Source organism: Oscillospiraceae bacterium (assembly GCA_025757985.1).
Lineage (GTDB): Bacteria > Bacillota > Clostridia > Oscillospirales > Ruminococcaceae > Gemmiger.
This window is the reverse complement of sequence record CP107210.1, coordinates 1,811,148-1,835,230: the sequence shown is the minus strand read 5'-3', so window position 1 is coordinate 1,835,230 and position 24,083 is coordinate 1,811,148. Positions and strand designations below refer to the sequence as shown.

Sequence of the window (24,083 nt, the reverse complement as noted above, 5' to 3'; positions counted from 1 at the left end):
CATCTGTGCGGGCCGTTAGCTTAACGGTTAAAGCCGGCGGCTCATAAACATTGGATGTTAGGATTTCGTTCCTCGTAAAGTAACGATTCAACGCAGATTATTCGCTTTTTCTCAAGACGATTTCCGCTTTCATCTACAATTCATCTACGAGCACCTTTCGGCTCCTCGGTGGATTGTAATATGCGGGCCATTAGTTCAGCGGTTAGAACTCTCGGCTCATAACCGAGTTATCGCAGGTTCGAATCCTGCATGGCCCACCAAAAAAAGACGTGCAAGCGTAAAGCTTGCGCGTTTTTTTTATCTTGCGGAATTTTTGTTTTTGTAAAGCGTCTCGCTCATCTGGCTGCGGATGGAATCCTGCCGCTTGTGGTAGACCTGCGTATAAATTGCCAGTGTCGTGCTGGGTTGGGCATGGCCCGCCTCAGCCGCCACTGTAGCGACACCGATGTCCGGGTTGGAGAGCAGGATACTGACAAAGGTGTGACGAAACATATGCGGGTGGATTTTGCGGATGCCCGCTTTCTCAGCCACGCGGTCAACAATTTTGCCATAGTGGTCGGGGCTGATGGGCCAGCCGAAATCATTGATAACGATAAAATTTTTCCCGCGCAGCTTTTGCAGGGATTCCCGGTACGATTCCCACTTTCCGTCCATGCAGGTCTGCCAAGCACTGCCCATACGGTGCTTTTGTGCAAGCCATTGGTCACGGTAGGTTTTCAGATATTCCATAAATTCGGGTGCTACATCTATGTCACGGACGTTGTCCTCTTTCGTGGTCGTTAGGTGATAGCCTTTGTTCACTATGAGCAGTGACTTATCCACATGGACGGTGCAGTGGTCGAAGTCAATATCTTCCCATGTCAGCCCGGCTAACTCACCGCGCCGCATTCCGGTATTCAGCAGCCCCATAACGATGACTTGCTCCAGTGCGGAACAGCGCGGCAGCACCTTAAAAAGAGCCTCTACTTCTTCCGGGTGCAGGCAGTCTACCGGGCGGCTGCGCGTACCTTTAACCGCGAGTGTTTGGGTATCGTTGTCTATGCCGTACTCGCGTTCGGCATATTGCATTACGAGCCGCAGAAAGATGGCATACTCCTTGATGGTTTTTCGTGCAATAGGGCGGTGATCCAGTTCAATATGAAACAGCTTTTCGGGCTTACATTTGAGAGCTGCTGCAATTTCCTGTGCTGTTTTTAGTGTGGTACGCTCTCCGCGGAACACTCGCTCTACAGATTTTGTCTGTATGGAGCATTGTGCTGCAATTTGGGGACAGGACAGTTTCTTATATTGCTTTGCGTTGGGTTTCAGCACCGCATACCCTTTCACGCTGCGCACATCGGCCTCACCCAGCAGATCCAGAAACTTCTCGCATTCGCGCTTATTTACCTTTGAAATCGGCATTTCTGCAAATGCCGGGCTGATTTCACAGATTCGCCGCAGCATGGTTTCCTTACCTGCTGTGGTGTTGGCTTTATTCTTATGCTGTTCGTAGTCGCCCTCCAGACGAACGGAGGGATCAAGCATCGATTTTTTGGAATCAATGTATGCTCTTGCTGCATCTCGAAAGGGCGTGTTTTTGCCATCTTTTTCATCGTCGGCTTTCTGTTGCTCTGCGCGTTCAAAAACGAGTGCGGCTTCAATGGCAGCGTTTTCACGCTGGCGGTGGGTTTTCAGTACAGTGGGGTTAAAGTCAAAGCGCCCATATCGCCGCACCCTTTTTCCGTGTACGGTCACATTAGCGGTCAGTACATAATAGGGGGCGCTGCGTTTGGGTATCATAAGTTTTGCCGATGCCATTATTCCGATTGCTCCGTTTTTTTTGTTGTAGTAGGCCGCCAGCTTGCCAAGGTTAATGTACCACTTAACACCGGACTGAAATGCAAGGTCCGGATTCTCGCGGCAGACACGCCGAAGATAATATGGCGGCAGGTTCATAATCTCGCTGGCCTGTTTGATGCTGACAATCTGCGGCAGGGTGATTTTTTCAATTTCGCAGGCGGACGCCTGCGGCGGCATTTGCACAGGTTCTTTCATCGTTCTTCACACTCCACATAGTAAATTGGCTTTCGGTTGTGGCGGCGCAGCAAGCGTGCGTCCAGCCCCGTCAGAAAGAGTTCATATCGTAGATTAGTTTCGGTCGTAATCAGCACTGCACCGTAATTTTGCAGAAAGCGCAGGATGCGGTATAAGGTTGCAATGTCGTGACTCAGTCGGTCAAGGCTCTGCACCATGACGGCGTTGACCCGGCCCTGCTGCACGGCGGTGAGCATGGCAAACAAATCAGGTCGCCAGAACTCGGTGCCGTACTTCTGCTCCATGCAGGAGTTGACAATGATGTAGCCGCGCCTGTCGGCTTCGCGCATGACTTCTGCAAGCTGTTCTTCCAATGCGGGCAGGTTCTGTGCGGCACTGCGGGCAAAAGCCCACACTTTGTATTCTTTCATGGGCGCACCTCAGAATTGATCCATCAGAGGGAGACGAACATCAAATCGCGGCTTGCCGAAAGATGCCCGCGTGAAGCGGTCACCGACAAAGCGTTCAAGGCCGCTGTTGATGAGCTCGTCGTTTAGGTCACATTCTGTGGTGATGAGATAAACATCATTTTGACGCAGAATTTCAATAACTCCCACCAGTATGTAGCTGTTGCGGCTGATCTGCTCCAAATCGCGCACCATCACGGCTTCGACCCGACCGTTCTCTACTGCGTTCAGCATGGTTCGCAGACCGATGCGGTCTTTCAAGGTGTTTCCGCTGCAATGGTCAAAAGATGTGCCGCGCACAAGGAATCCATGCCCTGCTGCCTCGTCGATAAGGTCATACAGCCGGTCAAAGGCAATGCGCGGATCGCTGTTGGCGCAGCGCACATAAATCCAGACATCGTGGTTTCGCATAAGGTACATCTCAGGTTCCTCTTTTCACAAAAAGTAATCCGGGCGCTTCTGCTCCCGAATGAATTGCTGCACATCTTCAATTTTCTCGGTGATTGGGCAGGTCGGCAGCGCTGCCAGCGCGGCGTCATGGTACTTGCCGCCGATACCCGCACGTTCGTCCAGAATAGCGACCACACAAGAGTCCTGCTCGGTACGGATGGCACGGCCAAAACCCTGCCGCAGTTTCTTCTGCATTTCGGGGATGACTTCGGCGTTTATGTAGTCGCGCAGATTCGGGTACTGCTGGCGCTCATAATCGCTGACCGGGTCGGGTATCGGAAACGGCAGCTTTGCGATAATCAGCAGTGACACCATATTGCCGGGAAAGTCGATACCCTCCCAGCAGGAACCAGCCGCGAACAGAATGCCGTTTCCGGATTCTTTGAACTGCTGGATAATTTTGCCGCCGTTGCGCCACGCCTGATAAGTCGGATATGTCCACTGACAGTCTGTTAGTGCGCGGACTTCTGCCATCTGGCGGTACGCTGTGAACAACACCAGCGCATGACCGTGGCAAGCATCCACCAATCGGACGATTTCTTCGGCCATTTTGCGGTTGTCCATTCGCGCTTTTACGCGCGGTGGAAAGTACAACAGACATTTTTTCTTGTAGTTAAACGGAGAATCTGCACGGAAATGACGCAAGGGGCGATAGGTTGTCAGCCCCAAAAGCTGTTCCGTGTGGCTGAAATCCCCGGCTGCTGCCAGCGTGCCGGAGGTCAGAATCGCGGGTTCGCGTGCGTTCCACAGCGCACTACGGAGCAGCTGCGGTACGCGGCTGCTGGCTGCGCAGAATGTGGGCTGCCCATCGGCATCGTAGTCGATGTAAAGAATGCGCGTCGGCACCTCCAAAAGAAAAAGGCGCAGGAGGCTTTCTGCTTCTCCCAGCCTGTTCAGCAGGTATCGCGGCACATCCGGCAATCCGCCAGCATTTTGCAACAGTGCTATACAATCGATGAGAGCAGCGCGGCGGAACGGTGTAAGCACGAACGGTTCGCTCACTTTTCTTCGCAGCTTGGAAAACCCCTGCGTGCAGGAGAACGACAGCGTAAGGAACGCCGTCCGCAGCTGTCTGGCAAAATCCTTGTAGTGCGCCTGTTGTAATAAAAGGCACAATTCATCCATGGCGCGCGAGGATAGTGTTTCCGTGTACATTTGACGGGCGGCATCGGGTAATTTGTGCGCTTCGTCCACCACCAGCGCCTGATAACTGCGCAGGAGCAGTGGTCTATCTTCAAGTCGGTGCGATGCGTCTGCCAGCAAATAATTGTGATTGCAAATTTGGATATCGGGCTTCATGGAATCCCGCAGATATTGCTGGTAGCGGCAATCCTCGCGCATAAAGCAATCGCGCGAGCAGGACGGTGGCACACAAATGCGGCAGCGGTCATACCGGGAAAGTTCCGGGATATGATCCATGTCCAGAATGTTTTCTGCAATGTGCAAGCTGTTCCGTTGCCTTTTTCTGCTTGGCTGCACCAGCGATGCTCTTTCGGCAAGGCGGGCGTCACAGACAAAGCGTTCCTTGCCCTTGCGGACAACGGCTGTGATGGGTGCGGTAATGATACCTTCGTCCAGCAAGACAGCGGACAGGTCGGGCAGATATTCCGTAAGAATTGCATCCTGCAAGGCAACGCTGGAAGTGGAGATAACGATAGGCAGTTTCATCCGTTCGGGGCGATGCATCTGCCAAAGGATACAGCCCACGAGGTAAGCCAGCGTTTTGCCGGTTCCTACGCCTGCTTCGCAGAGGGAAATTTCCTTATTATATAAGGTATCTAAAACTTCATGGCAAAGCGCGATTTGTTCCTCGCGCACCGCCATACCGTGCCGGGGTAAGATCTCCCGGAAAATCTGTTCGGCTATGTGGTGGGATTCCGCATAGCCCGTTGGATAGGTTTGCATTTTACACCCCTGTTTTCCATCCCGTTTAAAGCAAAATGATGGGCAGCAGGCGCTTGGGGTCCTGCTGCCCACGATTTGCCCTAAACGGCAAAAGTAGATAGTTAAGTAAGTGTGCCATATTTGCCGCCCGCACCCCTGACACCGGGAACACAACAGGCAGGCCGCTGGCGGCGGCCGTTCGCTGACTCTGCCGGAATCTTACTGCTTACAATTCCGGCTCGGTCACCCCCTCTGACGCTGGAGGCAGCAGGTGTATCATTATGGCCTTTCCCTTGGCATCTTATGGTTTGCCAAACCGCCCATCGGGTCTGCCGGAAAAGGAACGTACCTGTTATGCTGGGTATTCAGTTGTCAAGGTGCTGGGTAATCATAATTGACTACCAAGCAAAATCGGTCAAAATTGTCTCAAGGATTTTCTTGATTTCATCAGGGACATACAGCAACGCTCTATGTAATGCGAGTGCCTGAACAGGAGTCATGTACATTTTCTTGAACAAGTGGTATCCGTCTGGTAGGGAAAGGCCTCCATTTCGGCCCCGGACTATTTTTATTGGATAGTCCTCGTTTAATGTTGCTATGTCCCTGCTGATAGTATCTGTTGAAACATGGAATTCTATTGAAAGATGCTCCATCGTATCTTTCCGGCGCTTATCTAACAAGCGAATTATTTTCTTTTGTCGCTCGTTAGATGTCATCTTTGAAATTCCTTCCGAATTTGCTTTGCACTTATAATATCGCAAATACCCCGCAACTTTTGCGGAGTTAAACTTTAAATCCGTTCGAATTTTATCTAGATCACTATAATTTATAAATATATGAATTTCTGCTTGTTGGTTCATGTGTTTGCCCGTCAGCATTTTCTGCCGGCATTCTGATGCCACCTCACGATGGATGCCCTTGCCTTCGGCTAGCGCTTCCTACTGCTAAGCGCGTAGCATCCTTTCGCCAGTTGTTGCCCAACCGAGCACACAAAAAAGCCCGCCGCATTTTGAGATGCGACGGGCTTGCAATTTTATCTCACTCAGGAGTCTTTCTACTATTTATGCTCCTGCGTTTTGGACAAGGCTTTCTCCGGGCGGTGCGGCTGATAGAAGAAGCCTAAACATTCCGGCGGCCATTTTTCAACGCCCTCCAAGAAAGAATGTCGAATCAGTTTTTTTGCAACAACTTCCATTCTCTGTGTGGTTTCTTTACGTTTTCCCATATGCGGCCTCCTAAATTTATTGTGATTTACGCCGTACTGTGAGCAATGAAATAGCCACAACAGCCACTGCCACAGCTATACAGTACGCCTTTTCCATATTGGCAAACACAAACAGTAAAAATAAAACCGTTAAAATCAATAAACGTATGCGAACGTGTTTACGCATAGCAGTCATTTCGGCTTCTGTAAGATGCATCTGTAGACTATTTGTAGGGGCAATCGCAAGAATTATACTGGAGCCAACGAACATCAGAATCAAAGCGGTGATAAAATTCAAAAGAGGAACAATATGCAAAGATAATAGTGTTACTGCCAAACTAAGGAAAATGCAGGCAACGCAGCTTTTACAATGATAGCCATTTGTGTATGTACGGAGAAACAGAATACTTACTATCAAAACGATTGTGTTACTCCATTCGCCCAAAAGAGCGCCTACAACAGTGAGAACGCAAAGAACCGCAACGGTGAATGTATGACGGATAAGGTTGTAGAGGCACATTTCTACTTCGTCATCAGAAATATATCCCTTTGCTGCCCAATTTTGGACAACTTTCTTCGCAATTGTTTGCATTTGATGACTCCTGCTTGTTTGAGTTGATTATAGTTTACAAACGGAAAAACTGCACGGGATTTGTAATGAAAAAGCGTTTTTATGTCATAAAATCGGGTAATTATCAATTTCTCCCGTAAAAGTAAACCACCCCTCATCATATTCCATTGCATATTCTCCGTTATACTTGCGTAAAAGAGTTTTTACATTTTCCAAACCAAATCCATGTAATTGTGCGTTTGGCTTTGTTGTCGGGATATACTCTCCGATAATCTTGACCGGCTTGCAAGTATTACGTATCGCAAAGAACAATGTATTTCCAAGTAGTACTTTTACCTGAATCTGACTGTTTTCTCCATAAATTACGCAGGCCTCAATCGCATTGTCAAGAAGATTTCCCAATATCGTAGTAATATCAACCGAATCCAGTTGCAGATTGGATAAATCATTTACCTCAAAATGGATTTGAATATTTTTGTCTTTGGCAATGTATGCTTTCTGATTCAGCAAAGCGTCCACGATAGGATGGTGCGTGTTTACAAGCAGAGAACGAGTAGTTTGCTTTGCTTGAAGTGCAGTAACAAATTCTATGGCATCTTTGTTGTCGCCGTTTTTCAATAGGCATCCAATCGTTTCAAGCTGAGAATTAAAATCGTGTGTGATTTTTCGCTGTGCAGAATACGCTTTTCCCAAGGCTTCCATATTCTGTGCCTGCAATTGAACGGTCTGCTCCAAAGCGAGTTTCTGCTTAATTGCCTCATCGCTGCTATCTACCCAATCAAGCAGTAAGAATACAGCGATATTTGCAACTACAAGAAAAGTGCCGCAAAGAAGAAAAGCACTACTGTTATTAGGAAAATTCAGGCTCGTAAAAATCAATGTAAGAAGAACAACGAAACTGGCCAGTGGGAACAAAAATGTAAGAAATAGAATTGGCCATCGTATCGAACTTGCCCGTTTTAATGGATGAATCTTTTTGACAATAGAGCAGATTAACAATAACAGCAAGTAGTTTATGATACTACTTGCAATAAATGGAAAATATGTCTGCCGTAAGTTTTGAACGCTGATTCCAAGTAGGTAAGCTGAGGCACCTGTCACTGAAAAAGAGATGAAATAATAAACCACACAATATATCAGCACCAATAATGCCAGAAGTGTAATGTTTGTTGCCTTAAAAAGCAGGAAAGCCCAAATAAAAAATACAGCATAAGCGGTTAAAGTATGTAAAACCGTAATACCACTGACAACAAAATTAAACAAGTAGAAGGAAACGCCCAAGTTAACCGCAAAAACGCCCCAAAACTTCCAATCCTTATACCGGCGCGCCATAAATGCATCCATGCACCAGATCAATCCTAATTCGTCCATTGCCACATAAAGTAAGCTCAAACAATATTCCATCTGTTTTTGGCCCTCCACAAAGAATACCGCTGCTTGATTTCGGAATGGTTCTTTTCGCTCGACTTCAGCACAATGCCACCCTTTAGTCTTGTCTCGCCGTATTTAAGCGATTCTATATACTCCATGTTGACAAGATAGCTTTTTTGAATCCGCAAGAATCCCATAGGCTCCAGTTCCGCAGCCATTTGCGTCATACTCGCATAGAATCTGTGACAAGCTCGGTCACTTTGGAGCAAATGCATCTGCATAATACGTTGTTCGGACTCAAAATATAAAATGTTATGTACCGGCACTTCAATATGCTCGGCATCAATAGAAAACGATACAATCTGGTGATTTTTTTTGTATGCTTCCAGTGCATCCTCAAAAATTCGTTCGAAATTCTTATCCATCTCCGGCTTTAGCAGATACCGGAACGCGTTTACCTCATACCCTGCCGGTGCATACTCAATATAATTTGTGACAAAGATGATGATTGCATTCGGATTTTCGTTATGTAATTTTCTGGCCAGATCTATACCGTTATAGGGCTTCATATCAATATCAAAAAAGGCTATATCGCACTGATTTAACGGACTTGCCAGACACTTTTCAACGTCGGTATATTTTACAACAGACACTGCCAGATGGTGCTGTACAGCGGAACGGCTTACCAGTTCGGCGATTTTTTCTGCGGCGAATCGTTCATCATCACAAATTAAAATGTTCATACCTGTTCTCCTGTCGGCTAATTTCCATAGCTTGTTCGTTTCTTCCAACATAGCGTATCCCCCTGAGATAGTCAATGTAATTCCTGTAATATCGTATTTTAACAAAATAATACTACGACAATATAGAAATTGCAAACGGTAGACTATATATGTAAGGGGGAATATTCTATGGAGCGCTATCTTGGAGCCAAAATCAAGGAATTGCGTCAAAGTCGTAATTGGACGCAGGCATATCTGGCTGAACGGCTTAACAAATCTGTATCGACTGTCAGTGGCTATGAAAGCGATGCCCACCCCGTTCCCACCGATGTACTGATTAGTATGGCTGAGCTATTTGGTATTTCGTTAGACGCTTTACTTGGTCTCGAAAGACCAACGGGCGTCTCCACGCAGGGACTGTCAGCTTCGCAGATAAAAATTGTTGAGGCACTGATTCAGGAATTCCGTTCTCCCACAAGCAAGGGAAGTAATCTCAGCAAATCCAAAATGAACATTCTTCACGATATTCTTGAGGATTTTGGCAGAGGTTAGTGATACAAGGCAGCGAGGCAAATGACTTCTGGCGGACAATTTCCCCGTGAAAATAGCACATAATAATATGAAAAGGGTTGCAAATCGTTTTGGCGGTTTGTAACCCTTTTGCCGTTTTCATAGCAAAAAATCCGTCTTGTATGACACTTTCGTTGATTTTTTTCATTCCCAATGGTATGGTTATGGCAAATCAAAGCACATCTTTTCTCAGATTAGAGTTTCTATGTATAATTAAGCGTCGGTGCACAGGCGCTTGTAGTTGTCCGAATATCAACCCTACAAAATCCATTAGATTGGAGGATTACAAAATGACAACCATGAAGAAACGCATCCCCATGTTCCTGCTCGCTCTCGCAATGATGGTGGCTATGGCGGTACCCGCTTTTGCTGCCACTGCTAGAGCTGTCCCGTCGAACACTTTAACTCTTTTTCCGTCCGCAAATAACCATGGCGTTCTGACCGTTGCGACCTATGGAAACGCAGGAAACAATGACCCTGTATATGCGTGGTCCGAGATGACCGATGGGAACCAATCTACAGTTGTAAGCCAAATGTGGATCGTCCAAAACAACGCCAAGGGCTTGATTGTCAAACCCGCGAGCAATCAAAGTTTAAGCCTAAATGTGTACCGCTCTGGGAACTGGCCATGCACAGTTTATAGCATTAGCGACAATAGTTACGAAGATTATATCTTAAATTCGCCTAGTTATGGTAACAACCTTTGTCAGTTTCGTTTGACTTATCGTAACAACTATGCATTGACCGCTTCGAATACTTCGGCTCCCCAAAAATTCTCTAGGGGTTCTGGCTATATTGCCACTTGGACGTCCAGTTCTGGTGCTAATAGTCAGAAATGGTATTACACAACTCCAAACTGAATTTGAGTTCAAATTAGAAACACTATAGTCCGCGCACAAGGGTTGTGCAATTCTTTTCTGATTGCGTCTTTTTTGATTTCATTTCGAATCGTTATTCATTCTTCCCCCAAAATACCCAAGCATATGATATGTATATACACTCTCTGATATGGTTTCCACCATAAAAATGTGTATTTACATTATTCCTAATAGCCAACTGCTTGTTTTCGTAACATTCAAGCAGTTGGCTATTTATAAAAGGAGGAACAATTTTGTGAAAAAGAATCAACATCATTTTATGTACTTATGTGTACTTATAATTTCTATATTTACGCTTTTCATGGTAGGCTGCAATAAGGCAATGTCTGATATTTCTGTAGACGAAAGTAATGTATCAAGTGATTTATCGCAAAAAAGTGAATCTACGAACGACTCTCGTCCGAAGACTATTGACGGAAGAAAAGAAGACTTGAGATTTCTCCAATCAAGTAACAATAATCTCGGAACATATAACAGTGAAGGATTTTATCGGCTAATAACGCTTAGTGAAGGCTCCTCCAATATTGTGTACATTGATTTCAAAAACGAGCAGCTCATTTATTTGTGCAATCAACCGTCGTGTACTCACAGTGATTCCTCCTGTCCAAGTTGGATTGGAAATGGCCTAGAGGGTGGAGCCTTAATAGCCGATGAAAGCGTTTTATATTACTTTGCTAACAATGGCGAGATTTATCAAATGAATCCCGATGGAAACCAAAAGGAAAAAATCGGAACCCGGGCAGCCGGGACACAGCTTGTTGGAGACATAGCGACAGACGGAGATAACTTGTTCTGGATTCAATCACAATCCAACGGAACTGTATCATACTCGGAATTGTATGTAATCAACCTATCTTCGAAAGAAATCTCTCTACTCGCACGATTCGAAGATGCAACTACGTTATGCGCCACATACGGAAGAGCGCTGTTCTTGCGGCACGATACTGTTGATGGGCAAACACTTATTACGCAATATACTGTTGATACTCAAGAAGAACGCACTTTAAGAAGTGGCGATTCAAGTTATGAATATGGCGCTTCGACTCACGATAGATACGTTTATATAGATTATCGAGACAAATCTGTAAAAGAATACTTCTATAAAAGCGGTGAACTTAAAATTCTCCAAGAAAACATTCCGATGGATGGAAACACTCCCATTTATCTGAATGCACTTGTTGACAATCATTTTGTGTTCACAATACATAGGGCAAATGGGAATAGTCCGTATATGATTCATGAGTATAATGTTGTGGATTTAACTACCGGTGAAATATCGCATCTATTGCCAACTGCGGACAATATGGGCGAAGAAACCGCCGCAGAAATTGCTGCGATTACCGAGGATAAGTATCTGGTGCGTTATAAAATTGTAGACACAACATATCACATTTTAATGAATGACGGCACAACATCAATTCAGCAAGGACCGCTGGCTCATTACGCATTTATAGATAAAGATGACTATTGGAATGGCAATCCAAATTACTCTGTTGTAAACATAAACATAAAAGTTTGAAAGGACACAAAAGCTCAACACGTTTGCATGCACGATTACTTTTCAAGGAGTGCTTTACTATGGCTACACATATAGGCACCGCTTCATTTATAACCCTTTCGATTATTGATTTGCAAAAGACATATGTATTGTCAAATAGGCAGTCATTTTTTTGCAAACCGTTTTCATTCAATTAAGCACGCTTTGGCCGGAGTCACACTCACCCTGACGCCGGATCTTTACGGATTACTGGGCCCCAACGGCGCGGGGAAATCCACTTTAATTCACATTATCACAGGTACTCTTGCTCCGGATTCCGGGGAGGTTCTCTGGTGCGGCAAACCCGCAGCGGGTATTGCCTTTCGCCGTATTCTTGGCTATATGCCGCAGCAGCAAGGCCTGTATGACAGCTATACCGGCCACCGTTTTCTTGCCTATATGGCCGCGCTGAAAGAAATCCCGCGGAAATCCGTTGCGTCTGAGGTGGCCCGTGTGGCGGCTGCCGTAAGGCAATGCAGGAAATGACTTCTAGCGGGTAATTTCCCTGTGAAAATAGCACATAATAATTGAAAAGGGTTGCAAATCGTTTTGACGGTTTGCGACCCTTTTGCCGTTTTCATAGCAAAAAATCCGTCTTGTATGACACTTCCGTTGATTTTTTTCATTCTCAATGGTATGGTTATGGCAAATCAAAGCACGGCCTTTCCTAAATTAAAGTTTCTATGTGTATTTAAGCGTCGGTGCACAGGCGCTTGTAATTGTCCGAATATCAACCCCACAAAATCCATTAGATTGGAGGCTTATTAAATGTCAACAATGAAGAAACACATTTCCATGTTCCTGCTGGCCCTCACAATGATGGTTGCAATGGCATTGCCCACTTTTGCGGTGCCAAATGATAAACTCACTCCCGATGACCTTCAAGAACTTGACGCTCCCCATGGGCATTATTTTTGCTATAAAGACAATTACTACTTAAATCAATGGGGAAGCAATCCGGTATCTGGCACACGGGTTACAACATGGCAGAAAACTGGTGACATTACTCAAGCGTGGGATGTTGCCTATACAAATTACGGCGATTGGATTGTTACAACGAACCAGAGACGAGATTTAGCATTAAATATTTATCGCTCTGGGGCTCAACCAGAAGTAAACATAATTGCTTATATCGGAAACGATTATAACGATTGTGCACTGAAGCCTACTAAACTCACACTATCTCGGCAGACCGGAACATACGCCAACTACGGTGTTACAGTTACAAATCAAAATACAACACCCTACAATGAATACGGCAGAATCTGTAGATGGACTAGTAAGCCGACCACTTGGGCTCATTTTGATCGCTTGAATCAAGATTAACTTTTCCCTTTCTATTTAATGTTCCGCCACAGTCAGCATAGTCAATCTGACTGTGGCGTTCTTTTTCACCCATAGATTTAAGTTTAAGATAAATATAAAATTTAGGTTTAGAAACCTCTCACATCTTTACAGTGTTTCTTGCGCTGTAGAAAGGTCTGGTTAGAGTATGAAATATTTGCATACGCGCCTTTTAGCTCTCTGTCTATGTATTACCTTATTTTTTTCTTCTTGTGGAATATATACCGCAGAAAGCTCCCAACAAGATTTTATTTCGTCTGCGGAGAATCCCGAGACAATTCAAGAAGCACCTCTCTCTACAGAAACTCCCCTCTCTTCATCACAAATGAATATCATATCTTCGCATAACGGGATAATTGCTTCTGGTATGGTCGGTAATAAGAATGGATGCTATGAAGTTCTATACAGACCTGTCGGGGATGGCAACATTCTCTATACTGATTACGCATCGAAAAGCCGTATTTATCTTTCAAGTCGTATAACCGGTGAACACAATAACGAGTCTGATTCTAGTTGGCTCAAAAGTACCGTAGGTGGTTGCTATTTCTCGCTTACATCTGAATATCTTATTCTATTCAAATTAAACACCCCTGCTTTTGCTGATAGTGAAACCGATATGCAACGAGGATATATTGCGAAATATGATCTTGATGGCTCCAACCGTCAGATTCTCACATGGCTCGCTCCTAACGAAACTATCGCAGATGGTTGTATTGCTTCGGATTCGGAGAATTTATATTATCTCAACTATTTTGTACAAGAAGATGGAAATAGTTCTCCTCTCTCACTAATACAGCTAAATATAACGAGCGGCGAAAAAGATGAAATCTGTCAGCTTTCACAGAATGCACGACATTTTATCGTAGGAACCTATCAAGATAAAATTGTAATAAAAAACATTTTAAATCCGATTACAATAACCGAAGACCTTTCCAGTGAAGATATTGTTAATGCCTTTAAGCAACAAGTACATGAACTTGTTCTGTTTTCAACTGATGGGCAACAACAGTCTCTTTGTCAATGGCATCAAGGGACTCGTAGTGAAATGTATCTCGATAATAAAATGTTTTTCTGGGATAAGGGGCAACCCGGTTTATACCAGTACGATTTGGGAAGTGGTTCCACAGTCTGCCTATATTCTGGTGCTATTATTAGCGAAAATGGGGATACATACACCAACATAACACTATCTTCGGACGCTTTTGATAACCATATCTTATTAACCGCAATTCCTGATTCCACGGATGTAGGTAAAGCCACCCGTTTTGCATTTGATTTGGAGAAGAACACATTTCAAACTCTAACATTGAGTCGTAATGAATACAATGTCAATATTTTGCAAGAAGGGTTCGACTATTTTCTTGTACAAGCTGGAGTAAAGGAATATTCTGTACCTGATTTAGCCCCAGATGGGCAGGAAATAACCACAAATATGTTGCTTCCTGATGTTTCCTTGATGATTAAAAGCGATTACTGGAATAACATTCCAAATTATATAGCGATAAATGACGATGTGCTATAATCTTACTCCGTTTCATTCAAAGAATTAGTTGATACATATCCTCATATGTAGGGACATAAGAGACTCGGAGATCGTATTATTCTGATTGCATAACAAAATGAACTTCTAATTCATACTTATGATTTATGGATACTGTATTTACCCTTGATTTTCTTTACAAAACCTACATTTCGAATATTCCAATATTTACATGGGGAAAAAACGAGCAGCCGCAAGTGAAAAGAGCGCTGTCGGGCGTGTCGCTCACCCTGACGCCGGGGCTTTACGGATTACTGGGGCCCAACGGTGCTGGGAAATCCACTTTAATTCACATTATCACAGGTACGCTTGCGCCCGATTCCGGCGAGGTTCTTTGGTGCGGCCGCCCTGCGCGGGGCATCGCGTTCCGCCGCGTGCTCGGCTATATGCCGCAGCAGCAGGGGCTGTATGATAGCTACACTGGCCGCCGGTTCCTCGCCTACATGGCTGCGCTGAAGGAAATCCCGCGCAAGACCGTTGCATCTGAGATAGCCCGTGTGGCTGCCGCCGTAAATTTAACCGCCGAATTGGACAAGCGCCTTTCTGCCTATTCCGGCGGCATGAAACAGCGTCTGCTGTTAGCCTCCGCCTTGTTGGGTGACCCCAAGCTGCTGATTTTGGACGAACCAACGGCGGGTCTTGACCCAAAGGAGCGCGTTCGCCTGCGTGAATTGCTGGCAGATATGGCAAAAGACCGCATTATTCTTGTGGCAACGCACGTTGTTTCGGACGTAGAAACGGTCGCTACCAAGGTCATTCTGCTGCGTGCGGGCAAAATTGTGGATGCCGCGCCCGTGCCGGAGTTGATTGAAAAATACGCACCCGGCCAAGGTCTTGAGGATGTCTACCTGAATGTGTTCGGTGAGGGGGACGGCAAATGAGCCTGTTTTTTGCTGAACTCCGCAAAATTTGGGGCGGCAGGGTGTTTCCTGTCCTGTTGGCGATACTGGCATCCGCCAATCTCTTGCTGCTGTGGATGGGCACCCGCCCCACCGCCAAACAGCCGCCCGCCTCTGCGTACCGGGTTGTAGGCACAGAACTGACAGGCAAGACCATGGAGGAAAAAGGCAGCTATCTGCATGACAAATACACCGAGATAGAAAGCCTTGTAAAAATCGGACAGTATTACCGTGAAATGGCATACGGTGGCTATGGCCTTTCCCAGTATCGGCAGGACAATGCCGCTATGTTTGATGCCTATGAGCAGGAATATAATGACAAATCCTACACCCTATTCACAGATGATTTGAACATAGAGTACCGCCTGTTCAGCCAGCTGCAAAGCGAGTATGACACCGTGGCTGCTTACAACGACTTCTTGGAGGGGGTTCAAACCAAGGCCACCCAACTGTCCGGCATCTCCATTTTTCAAAATGACCGTACCGGGTACGATTTAAAAAACATAGAACTGACCGCGCAGGTTTATGCCGGGCTGGCAGATACGCCTATAGAGTATTACCCGCAAAAGGGTTTGTACACGGCCATCAGCTATGCATTCACGGATCTTATCCTGTTGGCGGCTATGCTGCTGCTTGCGCTGATTCTTGTACGCCAAGAGCGCGACAGCGGTTTGTTGAGCCTGATTCGCAGCTTGCCCGGTGGACGGTTAAAGACGGCCATTGCAAAGCTGGCGGCATTTGCTGCCAGCTTATTGGTCGTTCTTACGGTGCTGTATGGGGTCAATCTCGCATACTGTTCGGCATCGTTCAGCCTTGGCCCCATGAACCGCACGATTCAAAGCGTTCCGGCTTTGATGCGCTGTACCATGCAGATTACCGTTGGCCAGTATCTTTTTCGGTTTTTACTTGCTAAGTGGGCTGGTGCGTTTGTGATGGGGCTGTGGGTCATGCTGGCTGCCCTTATCGCCAAACGTGCTGCGGCCGGTTGGATTGGCGCGTTGGCGCTGCCCTTGGCAATGTACGGTATTCGTGCTGCAATTCCTGCCACAAGTCATTGGAACGTTGTAAAATATGCGAATATGGTGAGCCTGCTGCAGACCAATGAGCTGCTGGGAAACTATCGGAATCTTTTCTGGTTTGGTAATCCTGTCAGCCTGCCGCTGGTCGAATGGTTGACGGCAGCCGTTTTGGGTGGTGCGCTATTTGCAGCATTCTGTACGGTATTTGCCAAGGCACAGCTGCTGCCGGCTGCCAAGCACAGCTTTGCACTTACGTTTTCCCGCAAAACGCGTGCGACCTCTGTTACCCATGAAGAGGGCAGGAAGTTATTGTTGATGAATGGGGCCGCAGTATTCTTGGCAGCGTTTCTGGCGTTTGGCATCTATCAGGGCGTGACGGCGGAGAGCTACATAGACGCGGACGAAATTTACTATGCCTATTATATGAAGCACATTTCCGGCCCGTGGAGCGAAGAAAGCCGCGACTGGCTGAAAGATCAGCGCAACGAATTTATTCCCATGCTGGAGACCCAGAAGCGCGTCAACAGCGGTGAATTGAGCAGTGATGCGCTGCTGGCCTACAATTCACTGCAGCAGAAATATTCTGTCTATCAGCGTGTAGTGCAGTCCAACATCAATTACTATCTGAAAGAGAATCCCGGTGCATGGCTTGTCTATGAAACCGGATATAAAAAGCTGTTCGGCTTTACCGGCACCGGCGATGTACAGGATACACTTCTGGCGGGGCTGCTGTGTGCGCTGTGCTTCAGCGGCCTGTTTGCCATGGAACGCAAAGGCGGCATGGATGAGATTCTGGCCTGCACACCATTGGGCCGCAAATACACTGTAAAGGCAAAGCTGCGGCAAAGTACCGCCGTGGCAGCGGTTATATCGTTCGGAACCGTTCTGCCTCACCTGTGGCAGGTGCTGCGTGACTATGGCCTTCCCTCTTTGCTGGGGCCTGCGATGAGTATCTCCGACTTGCAGGCTGTACCCAAGTTTATAACCCTGTCGGATTTGCTGATTTTCTGGCTAATCTGTCGTTTCGCGGCCTGCCTCTGCATGAGCCGAATTACTCTATGGTTGGGACAGAAATTGGGAAATCTGCTGCCTGCATTGTTTATCAGCGCTGTTTCGTATTGCCTGCCCGCGCTGCTGAGCCTTTCCGGAATGAAAAATGGTATCGAGTGGCTGGGATTCTATCCGCTTTTCCATGCAGCCGCGCTCTGGCAAAACCAAGGATATACCGCTGACGGAGAAAGCTATAATGCAATGTGGATTCCGATTTTTCTGGTATGCGCAGCATTCTTCCTCGCATGGGCAATCGGACAGGCTCTTATTGACGATTATGACATGATAGGTGTTCCAGATGAAGTACTATAAAAATCTGTCCATCGATGAAAGCGATTTCTCCGTTCAAAGGCAAGGCTGCCGCATTCACCTGACGACCACAGAATATCAACTATTCATTACGCTGCTCGACCATTCTGGGCACATCTGCTCCCGAAACTTTCTTCTGGCATCTGCATGGAATATCACAGTGCCGATTCAGACGCGAACGGTTGATGTGCATATCGCAAAGCTGCGGAAGAAACTGGATCTAGGCCCGGATGATTTGAAAACCGTAATGGGACGGGGGTATGCGCTTTCAGGATAATGCGCGATGCCCGACAAATGGGTGAAATACATTTTGAAAGTCACATAAAGTATATCATCTATATTAGCGATTATTTTAGAGTTGACTCTCCCTTGCTTCCTTAAAGGAAGCTCTCGTGTTTAGCCTACAAGAGCTTCTGGAGAATACACAATTAGAACGATTTACCTGCTCAACTAGAAAGGAAAAGTGTAAAATGATTACGAAAGAGAAAAACCGCACCAAAATTATTTGTGCAGTAGTTACCGCCATTTCCGCTATTGTAGCAGGTGGAAGCGCTTTTCAACTTCATAACGTCCAGAACATCTCCCAAACAGTAAATGGAAATGTCATCCAAATTTTAGGGGAAACTGGCAGCTATGTATCTGCCGGCACTGATTTAACAGACTCAACTGATGAGCTGATTTCCGCATACAGAAAGGTTCTTGACGAGAACAGTCAGTATCAGGCAAATCAATCAACGTTGCAGGGACAAGTCCAAAGCCTGCAAAACGAAAATGACGACTTGAAAAATCAAATTCAAATACTTAAGGAAACACTATTAAATACATATTCCTCAGACGAAATCAATAGCGTAATTGAGCAGGGTGGATTAAAGCGAGACATTTCCAAGCGCCTTGACAATTTGGAATGCCTTGACAGTGTTAATTGTGAGCAAGTCCCCTCAGTCAAGGATTTATATGGAACCACGCACAGTATATCGTATCGCTTTGAGGCTTCAGATACAGCATGGGCCAAGTTCAAGTTGGATGGTCAATATGATACCTTCGCGGCAAATATTGTCACATCGGAAGATACAAATCGAGATGCAAACATGAGCGTGGAGATCTATCTTGATGATGTTCTCGTTGGGCGTGTTGATGACGTTGTGCGAGATGAACATATTCGGCCTATTAGTGTCAGTGTAAATGGGGGTAATGTTTTGATGATAAAAGTTATCCGAACAAATTCCTGCTATGACAGTCATGCATATATTTGTGATACAACTTTATCTGTGTTGCAGTAAGTAACTTTATTCAAACCGTTGCTGCCATATGGTTAGTTGTGATGTCTATTTTTGTTTCCATGATTGTCGAACGTGCAATCGATGGATTTTAATGTATTTTATAAACGCTCTTTTTCCTTGCGCCTTGAGGATTAAACACCTCTGTGGCGGTCTGTATTTTTCGCTTGTCGCATCAGCACTCAGAATTATAAAGTGATTTCTATCACAGAAAATTTTGTAGTGGATTTACGCGATTTCCATTTGCTCTTACCTCAAAATGCAAATGGCTGCCTGTTGCCCGCCCGGTGTGCCCGACATAGCCAATGACCTGCCCGGCCTGCACCTGCTGACCGGTGGTGACGCAGATGGACGAACAGTGTGCATACAGCGTTTCAAGCCCGCCGCCGTGGTCAATTTGGACATAGTAGCCGTAACTGCCGCCCCAGCTGTCAAGACCGTTGGCAACGGTGACGGTTCCATCTGCGGCGGCGAGGATCGGCGTACCCTCGGCGCAGGCGATGTCGGTGCCGGTGTGGGAGCTGACTTCGCCGGTGATGGGGTCTACGCGATGTCCGAATTGTGAGGTAATGGTACCCGCAACCGGCAGTGGCCATTGCAGGGTGCCTGTCGGTGTGCGGGTGCTGTCCGGGTTCATAAGTTCTCCACCGCCCTGTGCAAAACCGCCGAGCAATTCTGCCCACAGTTCTTCATGCTGCGGGTCTTGCAGGAGTTGCAGGTAGGTGTTCTGGCGAGAGGTAAAGTGGTAATCCAATGCCATCTCGTCGGGTGTTTTGTGGGTCAGTTCGATTACGAGGACGGTTTCGGTTATCTCTATTGTGGTTGCTTTTCCGTTCTTGTCCGTCGTTTCTATAACAGCGGTTTCCGCACGGGTAGAGTAGTCCACTGCGTTCATCGCCCACATGATTTCCCGCAGCTTGTCCATCTGTTCCTCCGTCAGCGCCGCAACGGGTGCGCCCTGTTCGCTGCCTGCCACATACGAAGAAAAGACCGCCAGGACATCTTGCCAGCGGATGTAGTACACGTCATCGTTGGCGGTAATGTCTTGGCGGTCGTGCTGTACTGTATCGGAGATTTCTTCCAGTCTGTCGCGGTATTCCGCCGTCAGCGTCTCTACCGCCTCTTGGACGGTGATGGTATCTGCACTGGGCGCATTGTCGGCAAAAAAGATGCCGTAGGCCGAACCGGACACAAATGCCACAAGACTGATGACAATGATAATGCTGAGTGCCACGCTGATGCCTACGGCAATGGCCGCAACAAGGCTGTGGAGGCTGGCGAGAAAATGACGGATGGCCGAGCGCACCGCCACAGCCGTCTTGCGGGTGCTGCTGGCGGCTTTCTGGATAGCAAGCTGCACTTGACGTGTACGGGTCTGCATTTGTGCTTGGGTTGTTATGCTCCGCACAGTTTCATTTGCGGCGGTTCGCAGTTGGCGCTGACCTTGGGTCACGCCGCGAATGTCGCGCGGCGCGATTTTGGCGGTGACGACCTTTTCTTTTGCCCGCTGTCGGGGCAAATCTGCCCCACAACGCGGACGTTGCTCTGCATCGGGCAACGTACCGTGCCCAGCCTGTTTCGGGCTGACACCGCACTCACTGGCGGTGTGGGCACGGGTAGTCTCAGCCCGCTCTGTTGTGCGGCGTTCCCGGTATTTCTGAATTTGCTTGCGGGTAAACTTGCGCACCTGCTGCACAGTGAAATCGGTGGTCTCCTTTACCATCGAATAAGTTGTATCTGTCACTGTTGACCCAGTGTCTGGGGCTGTGGTATAGTCACCATTCTCCTGCATAGAAGTGATTTCCTGTAGCTTAGTTCGACTTTTCTCTACGGCTTTTGTCAATAACATTTTCTGTGCTATTTTTGGCGCTTTTCTATATGAATTGCTTGTTGCCTCATATTCAGATTTGTTTTCTTCCATGATATCACCTCTGATTATATTTTTTGATTTGATTCAAACTCGCATAAAATCTAACCGTACCGTTTATATAGCCACCAAGCAAAATAGCAACTATAAGTTACTTTTGCACAATAAAACCATGGTCCCATACAAAAAGCTTGAATTATTAACACACATACAAAGTTAGTGCTTTATATTTACATTGGAAAACTTATTAATTTTCTTGGCAATGATTACAAATATCGCTATAATAAGCCTGTAAAAGCACAATAAAGATATCTATCGATATCACAGAAATCATGTCTCATGAATACCCACGCCCGTTAGATGCGACTTTTAATGATTGTCCTGATGAATAAAATCTGCTACAATCAAAAGTAATAGTATAAATTTAGTGAGACTATTCTAAAAATAATTTTTGTGCTTTAAAAGGCATTTATTAGCGCAATGAACGATATAAAAAGTAGAAGGGTTGGTGGAACAGTTTAATGAGACATATCAAATTATCTGAACATATATTTAAAAAAGGAAAATTCATTACCCCGTTTAACAATTTGCCCATGGTGAAAGAATTCGAAGACGAGAAGTCATGGGCTTATGGGCGTATGCCTGAATATCTATGGATCGGGCTTATTTTAAACCACTATGGACGTGATGAGGGTCTGAGGAAGTCTTATAATATAATTTCCTTATTACATAAACTGGCACCAAATCTTTATACAGCAAGACTATCTGAAATATTAAAACTAGACACTGATGTTCAAGAAGCCCTTTTTGAATATGTTGTGTCAATTGGAGCAAAAGAAGTTCTTAATCCTTTAACGGTTTTTCTTACAGTAAGTAAGGCCCCAACTTTCGCAAAATATTTTTATTGCCCGAACGTCAGTGCTTCAGAGAGATGTGAAACTCTAGTTTTCACAATGAGCAGAATAGCAGATCACCAGTCTAATGATGCTACAGATATTAGGTTTGTGGTTCTATATTTTAGTGTGCTTTCAGGGAAATTGCATCTTCACCAAAGTCAAATTGATTTGTTAAGATCTTATCCGGTATGCGATCATGCAGATGAATCAATGCGTATGATTCGTCCAACTGTTCGCGCTACGGAAATGACAATTTTGACTTTTGAGAAGGTGGATTCACTATTTCTGAAAGAATTTTGGAGGTGTGTAAGTGAAATGACTGATTGTAATATATTCGTTACTAAATTCCCATCTGAAAATCGAGAATTTACCGCATATATGGAAAGGCTTCACGAATTATTTGGGTATCTCTCTGATTTATTTGTGACAACAGCTCCGCTTGATGAAAAAATGGTTGTTTTGCTTGGACTTGCGACATATTCATATAAGCGTCTGAAGGAAATTTACGAATTACGGGCATTTAATTCCATTGCCGGTAGAAGTTGTGTGCGCGTTATGATAGAAGACTATATTATGATGAAATACCTTGTAAAAAACGAGCAATCACATGATAATATTTGGCGAGAATATCAGCTATATGGTATAGGGCTATATAAGCTCGTTTTATCAAGATATCGGGAATTCAAAGCATCTGGGGAATCACATTTCGATGAAAAATATATAGAACTATTGGTTAACGAGTTTAAGTCAGAAGAGTTTATCGATATGGATACAAAATATTTTGATAAGCAGAATATTAGACTTAAAGCTGAAAGTGTTAACGAAAAAGAACTCTATGGACTGTATTACGACTACGATTCTTCTTTTGAACATGGGCTATGGGGAGCAATTCGTGAATCCTCTCTACTAAAGTGTGATAATCCTGCGCACAAATGCCATTGTGTTCCGGATGTTGAAGATGAAATCAGATTAAAGACGGTCTTACCTGATTGCATTATGATTATGAATAAAACCGTATCGTTTTTAAATGAAATTTATGGGATTCCACAACAAATGTTGAATGGGGTAATCAATTTTGAACTCAAACCTATTGATAACTAGGATTAAGGGCATCCAAATCGAATACAAAGAATTGCTATCCAAACTTTCTCCCAAATTAAAAAGTGGTCAAGTTCCAGAGGCGCTGGATGAACTCAACTTGTTTTGGCTTCGTCATATCGATGAAGTACAATTGTATCTAAAATATTGGCTCTATGGAGAAGATTGTTATATTTTTACAGCCGCAACATTCATGGATTTTAACGATAACGAACATTTGCCATTTCTATTAATGGGGGAAAAACACATTTTGGATGACCCTTTAGGTAGATATTCAGAACTATGTGGAAAAATGGAGAGGGGTACAGATTCTGAATTCCTTTACCGTCAAGTCATAATAACCTCAGAAGATAATCTAAGGATACTAGAAGGCACCGATGAAAATATTCTTATATTGCCATTGCGGCTATTTAACCAATCAAGAGATTCTCGCGTTCTTTATGAAATTGGAGAGCAAGCTTTTGTCAGTCTCTTTGATGGAATCGATAGTATTAGGGACTACTTTAAAAAGTGTGATAGCATCGATGATATCGTTGCTTATGCTCGTGAAGACATTGGAAGAATTGTTGTGTTTTCAGAAGATGATGATATAACAGTGCCCATAAAAGATCGCTTCATACGAGCATTAGCAGAATTACCTTATATGGTAAATCCTCAAAAGCAAGATGCATATAATTTCTTTATGATGGTATTCGGCTGTATTCAGCAAGCAATTGATATTATAGCGTCTTGTATAGAATACAAATGTACGCCATATATTAGGTATCCTGTGTCACTCCATTATGTCAACCTATTGTCAGAAAATATACTAGATAAAGAATTTATGTCAAAGCTCTGCTTTAAGATGAACATTGCCTTTGCTGTTCATCAACTTTGTGATAAAGATAAACTTGCATCCGTTGGTTTTGAAAGATTCCTTGAAAAGCAGCAACAATATGATTTCGACAAAAAACTTCTTCACGCATTAAGCATGCATGGCATTAACGAAGAAAATTTTGAAAACCGCATAGTTCCACAAATAGTAACTGATGAATTAGAAAAATTCTATAGCACATTACTAGTGTCAGAATAAACAAATAATAGCATGATAATACGACAAAGCTAATCCTGTCAATAT

The 24,083-nt window shown here is 45.1% G+C and carries 22 protein-coding genes and 1 tRNA gene; 13 read left to right on the top strand and 10 right to left on the bottom strand.

What is annotated here, in order from left to right; genetic code table 11:
* Positions 1 to 184: 184 nt before the first annotated feature.
* Positions 185 to 260 (top strand) — tRNA-Ile (locus OGM67_09080).
* Between the two features lie 37 nt (positions 261 to 297).
* Here OGM67_09080 and OGM67_09075 read toward each other — a convergent pair.
* From OGM67_09075 to OGM67_09035, 9 genes are all read right to left on the bottom strand, one after another.
* The gene (locus OGM67_09075; protein ID UYJ33740.1) at positions 298 to 2,034 is read right to left on the bottom strand and encodes a site-specific integrase; all 1,737 of its coding nucleotides are present in this window, start codon (positions 2,032 to 2,034) and stop codon (positions 298 to 300) included.
* On the bottom strand, positions 2,031 to 2,444 hold the full coding sequence (locus tag OGM67_09070) for a recombinase family protein (protein ID UYJ33739.1): 414 nt from the start codon (positions 2,442 to 2,444) through the stop codon (positions 2,031 to 2,033). Before OGM67_09070 ends, OGM67_09075 begins: the two co-directional genes overlap by 4 nt.
* Positions 2,445 to 2,453: 9 nt before the next feature.
* The gene (locus tag OGM67_09065) at positions 2,454 to 2,900 is read right to left on the bottom strand and encodes a recombinase family protein (GenBank protein ID UYJ33738.1); all 447 of its coding nucleotides are present in this window, start codon (positions 2,898 to 2,900) and stop codon (positions 2,454 to 2,456) included.
* A gap of 15 nt (positions 2,901 to 2,915) precedes the next feature.
* Entirely contained in the window at positions 2,916 to 4,835 is a 1,920-nt protein-coding gene (locus OGM67_09060; protein ID UYJ33737.1) for an ATP-dependent DNA helicase, read from the bottom strand.
* A 377-nt stretch (positions 4,836 to 5,212) separates the two neighbouring features.
* On the bottom strand, positions 5,213 to 5,674 hold the full coding sequence (locus tag OGM67_09055) for a DeoR family transcriptional regulator (GenBank protein UYJ33736.1): 462 nt from the start codon (positions 5,672 to 5,674) through the stop codon (positions 5,213 to 5,215).
* Between the two features lie 197 nt (positions 5,675 to 5,871).
* Positions 5,872 to 6,039 (bottom strand): hypothetical protein, encoded by a 168-nt coding sequence (locus OGM67_09050; GenBank protein ID UYJ33735.1) that lies wholly within the window; start codon positions 6,037 to 6,039, stop codon positions 5,872 to 5,874.
* A gap of 16 nt (positions 6,040 to 6,055) precedes the next feature.
* A complete protein-coding gene (locus OGM67_09045; GenBank protein UYJ33734.1) occupies positions 6,056 to 6,610 on the bottom strand; it encodes an accessory gene regulator B family protein in 555 nt (184 codons plus the stop codon).
* Between the two features lie 84 nt (positions 6,611 to 6,694).
* Positions 6,695 to 7,993: a GHKL domain-containing protein gene (locus tag OGM67_09040; GenBank protein ID UYJ33733.1), complete on the bottom strand. Its 1,299-nt coding sequence runs from the start codon at positions 7,991 to 7,993 to the stop codon at positions 6,695 to 6,697.
* Positions 7,978 to 8,754 (bottom strand): LytTR family DNA-binding domain-containing protein, encoded by a 777-nt coding sequence (locus OGM67_09035; GenBank protein ID UYJ33732.1) that lies wholly within the window; start codon positions 8,752 to 8,754, stop codon positions 7,978 to 7,980. The genes OGM67_09040 and OGM67_09035 overlap by 16 nt, the downstream gene beginning before the upstream one ends.
* A 117-nt stretch (positions 8,755 to 8,871) precedes the next feature.
* Between OGM67_09035 and OGM67_09030 the strand changes: the two genes are divergently transcribed.
* From OGM67_09030 to OGM67_08985, 10 genes are all read left to right on the top strand, one after another.
* The gene (locus tag OGM67_09030) at positions 8,872 to 9,234 is read left to right on the top strand and encodes a helix-turn-helix domain-containing protein (protein ID UYJ33731.1); all 363 of its coding nucleotides are present in this window, start codon (positions 8,872 to 8,874) and stop codon (positions 9,232 to 9,234) included.
* Positions 9,235 to 9,542: 308 nt separating this feature from the next.
* Positions 9,543 to 10,112: a hypothetical protein gene (locus OGM67_09025; GenBank protein UYJ33730.1), complete on the top strand. Its 570-nt coding sequence runs from the start codon at positions 9,543 to 9,545 to the stop codon at positions 10,110 to 10,112.
* Positions 10,113 to 10,365: 253 nt separating this feature from the next.
* The gene (locus OGM67_09020) at positions 10,366 to 11,649 is read left to right on the top strand and encodes a hypothetical protein (protein ID UYJ33729.1); all 1,284 of its coding nucleotides are present in this window, start codon (positions 10,366 to 10,368) and stop codon (positions 11,647 to 11,649) included.
* Between the two features lie 123 nt (positions 11,650 to 11,772).
* The gene (locus tag OGM67_09015; protein ID UYJ33728.1) at positions 11,773 to 12,153 is read left to right on the top strand and encodes an ATP-binding cassette domain-containing protein; all 381 of its coding nucleotides are present in this window, start codon (positions 11,773 to 11,775) and stop codon (positions 12,151 to 12,153) included.
* Between the two features lie 282 nt (positions 12,154 to 12,435).
* Positions 12,436 to 12,993 carry a hypothetical protein gene (locus OGM67_09010; GenBank protein UYJ33727.1) on the top strand — a complete coding sequence of 186 codons (558 nt, stop codon included), beginning with the start codon at positions 12,436 to 12,438 and terminating at the stop codon, positions 12,991 to 12,993.
* A 166-nt stretch (positions 12,994 to 13,159) separates the two neighbouring features.
* The gene (locus tag OGM67_09005; GenBank protein ID UYJ33726.1) at positions 13,160 to 14,533 is read left to right on the top strand and encodes a hypothetical protein; all 1,374 of its coding nucleotides are present in this window, start codon (positions 13,160 to 13,162) and stop codon (positions 14,531 to 14,533) included.
* A gap of 215 nt (positions 14,534 to 14,748) precedes the next feature.
* Positions 14,749 to 15,432: an ATP-binding cassette domain-containing protein gene (locus OGM67_09000; GenBank protein ID UYJ33725.1), complete on the top strand. Its 684-nt coding sequence runs from the start codon at positions 14,749 to 14,751 to the stop codon at positions 15,430 to 15,432.
* A 173-nt stretch (positions 15,433 to 15,605) separates the two neighbouring features.
* Positions 15,606 to 17,831 (top strand): hypothetical protein, encoded by a 2,226-nt coding sequence (locus OGM67_08995; GenBank protein UYJ33724.1) that lies wholly within the window; start codon positions 15,606 to 15,608, stop codon positions 17,829 to 17,831.
* A complete protein-coding gene (locus tag OGM67_08990; protein UYJ33723.1) occupies positions 17,818 to 18,105 on the top strand; it encodes a winged helix-turn-helix domain-containing protein in 288 nt (95 codons plus the stop codon). The genes OGM67_08995 and OGM67_08990 overlap by 14 nt, the downstream gene beginning before the upstream one ends.
* 193 nt (positions 18,106 to 18,298) lie before the next feature.
* A complete protein-coding gene (locus tag OGM67_08985; protein ID UYJ33722.1) occupies positions 18,299 to 19,108 on the top strand; it encodes a hypothetical protein in 810 nt (269 codons plus the stop codon).
* A 202-nt stretch (positions 19,109 to 19,310) separates the two neighbouring features.
* On the opposite strand, the gene OGM67_08980 is transcribed toward OGM67_08985, so the two are convergent.
* Positions 19,311 to 20,897 carry a M23 family metallopeptidase gene (locus OGM67_08980; GenBank protein UYJ33721.1) on the bottom strand — a complete coding sequence of 529 codons (1,587 nt, stop codon included), beginning with the start codon at positions 20,895 to 20,897 and terminating at the stop codon, positions 19,311 to 19,313.
* A 668-nt stretch (positions 20,898 to 21,565) separates the two neighbouring features.
* Between OGM67_08980 and OGM67_08975 the strand changes: the two genes are divergently transcribed.
* Positions 21,566 to 22,969: a DUF5677 domain-containing protein gene (locus OGM67_08975; GenBank protein UYJ33720.1), complete on the top strand. Its 1,404-nt coding sequence runs from the start codon at positions 21,566 to 21,568 to the stop codon at positions 22,967 to 22,969.
* A gap of 31 nt (positions 22,970 to 23,000) precedes the next feature.
* Positions 23,001 to 24,038 (top strand): hypothetical protein, encoded by a 1,038-nt coding sequence (locus OGM67_08970; GenBank protein ID UYJ33719.1) that lies wholly within the window; start codon positions 23,001 to 23,003, stop codon positions 24,036 to 24,038.
* Positions 24,039 to 24,083: the final 45 nt, after the last annotated feature.

Bases quoted from the DNA above. Each gene is read 5' to 3' on its own strand.
- OGM67_09030 (UYJ33731.1), top strand. From the start codon at position 8,872: ATGGAGCGCTATCTTGGAGCCAAAATCAAGGAATTGCGTCAAAGTCGT.
- OGM67_08980 (UYJ33721.1), bottom strand. From the start codon at position 20,897: ATGCAGGAGAATGGTGACTATACCACAGCCCCAGACACTGGGTCAACA.
- OGM67_08975 (UYJ33720.1), top strand. From the start codon at position 21,566: ATGGTGAAAGAATTCGAAGACGAGAAGTCATGGGCTTATGGGCGTATG.
- OGM67_08995 (UYJ33724.1), top strand. From the start codon at position 15,606: ATGGAGGAAAAAGGCAGCTATCTGCATGACAAATACACCGAGATAGAA.
- OGM67_09015 (UYJ33728.1), top strand. From the start codon at position 11,773: ATGTATTGTCAAATAGGCAGTCATTTTTTTGCAAACCGTTTTCATTCA.
- OGM67_09045 (UYJ33734.1), bottom strand. From the start codon at position 6,610: ATGCAAACAATTGCGAAGAAAGTTGTCCAAAATTGGGCAGCAAAGGGA.
- OGM67_09010 (UYJ33727.1), top strand. From the start codon at position 12,436: ATGTCAACAATGAAGAAACACATTTCCATGTTCCTGCTGGCCCTCACA.
- OGM67_08990 (UYJ33723.1), top strand. From the start codon at position 17,818: ATGAAGTACTATAAAAATCTGTCCATCGATGAAAGCGATTTCTCCGTT.
- OGM67_09075 (UYJ33740.1), bottom strand. From the start codon at position 2,034: ATGAAAGAACCTGTGCAAATGCCGCCGCAGGCGTCCGCCTGCGAAATT.
- OGM67_09025 (UYJ33730.1), top strand. From the start codon at position 9,543: ATGACAACCATGAAGAAACGCATCCCCATGTTCCTGCTCGCTCTCGCA.
- OGM67_08985 (UYJ33722.1), top strand. From the start codon at position 18,299: ATGATTACGAAAGAGAAAAACCGCACCAAAATTATTTGTGCAGTAGTT.
- OGM67_09070 (UYJ33739.1), bottom strand. From the start codon at position 2,444: ATGAAAGAATACAAAGTGTGGGCTTTTGCCCGCAGTGCCGCACAGAAC.
- OGM67_09005 (UYJ33726.1), top strand. From the start codon at position 13,160: ATGAAATATTTGCATACGCGCCTTTTAGCTCTCTGTCTATGTATTACC.
- OGM67_09055 (UYJ33736.1), bottom strand. From the start codon at position 5,674: ATGAACCAACAAGCAGAAATTCATATATTTATAAATTATAGTGATCTA.
- OGM67_09060 (UYJ33737.1), bottom strand. From the start codon at position 4,835: ATGCAAACCTATCCAACGGGCTATGCGGAATCCCACCACATAGCCGAA.
- OGM67_09050 (UYJ33735.1), bottom strand. From the start codon at position 6,039: ATGGGAAAACGTAAAGAAACCACACAGAGAATGGAAGTTGTTGCAAAA.
- OGM67_09035 (UYJ33732.1), bottom strand. From the start codon at position 8,754: ATGTTGGAAGAAACGAACAAGCTATGGAAATTAGCCGACAGGAGAACA.
- OGM67_09065 (UYJ33738.1), bottom strand. From the start codon at position 2,900: ATGTACCTTATGCGAAACCACGATGTCTGGATTTATGTGCGCTGCGCC.
- OGM67_09040 (UYJ33733.1), bottom strand. From the start codon at position 7,993: ATGGAATATTGTTTGAGCTTACTTTATGTGGCAATGGACGAATTAGGA.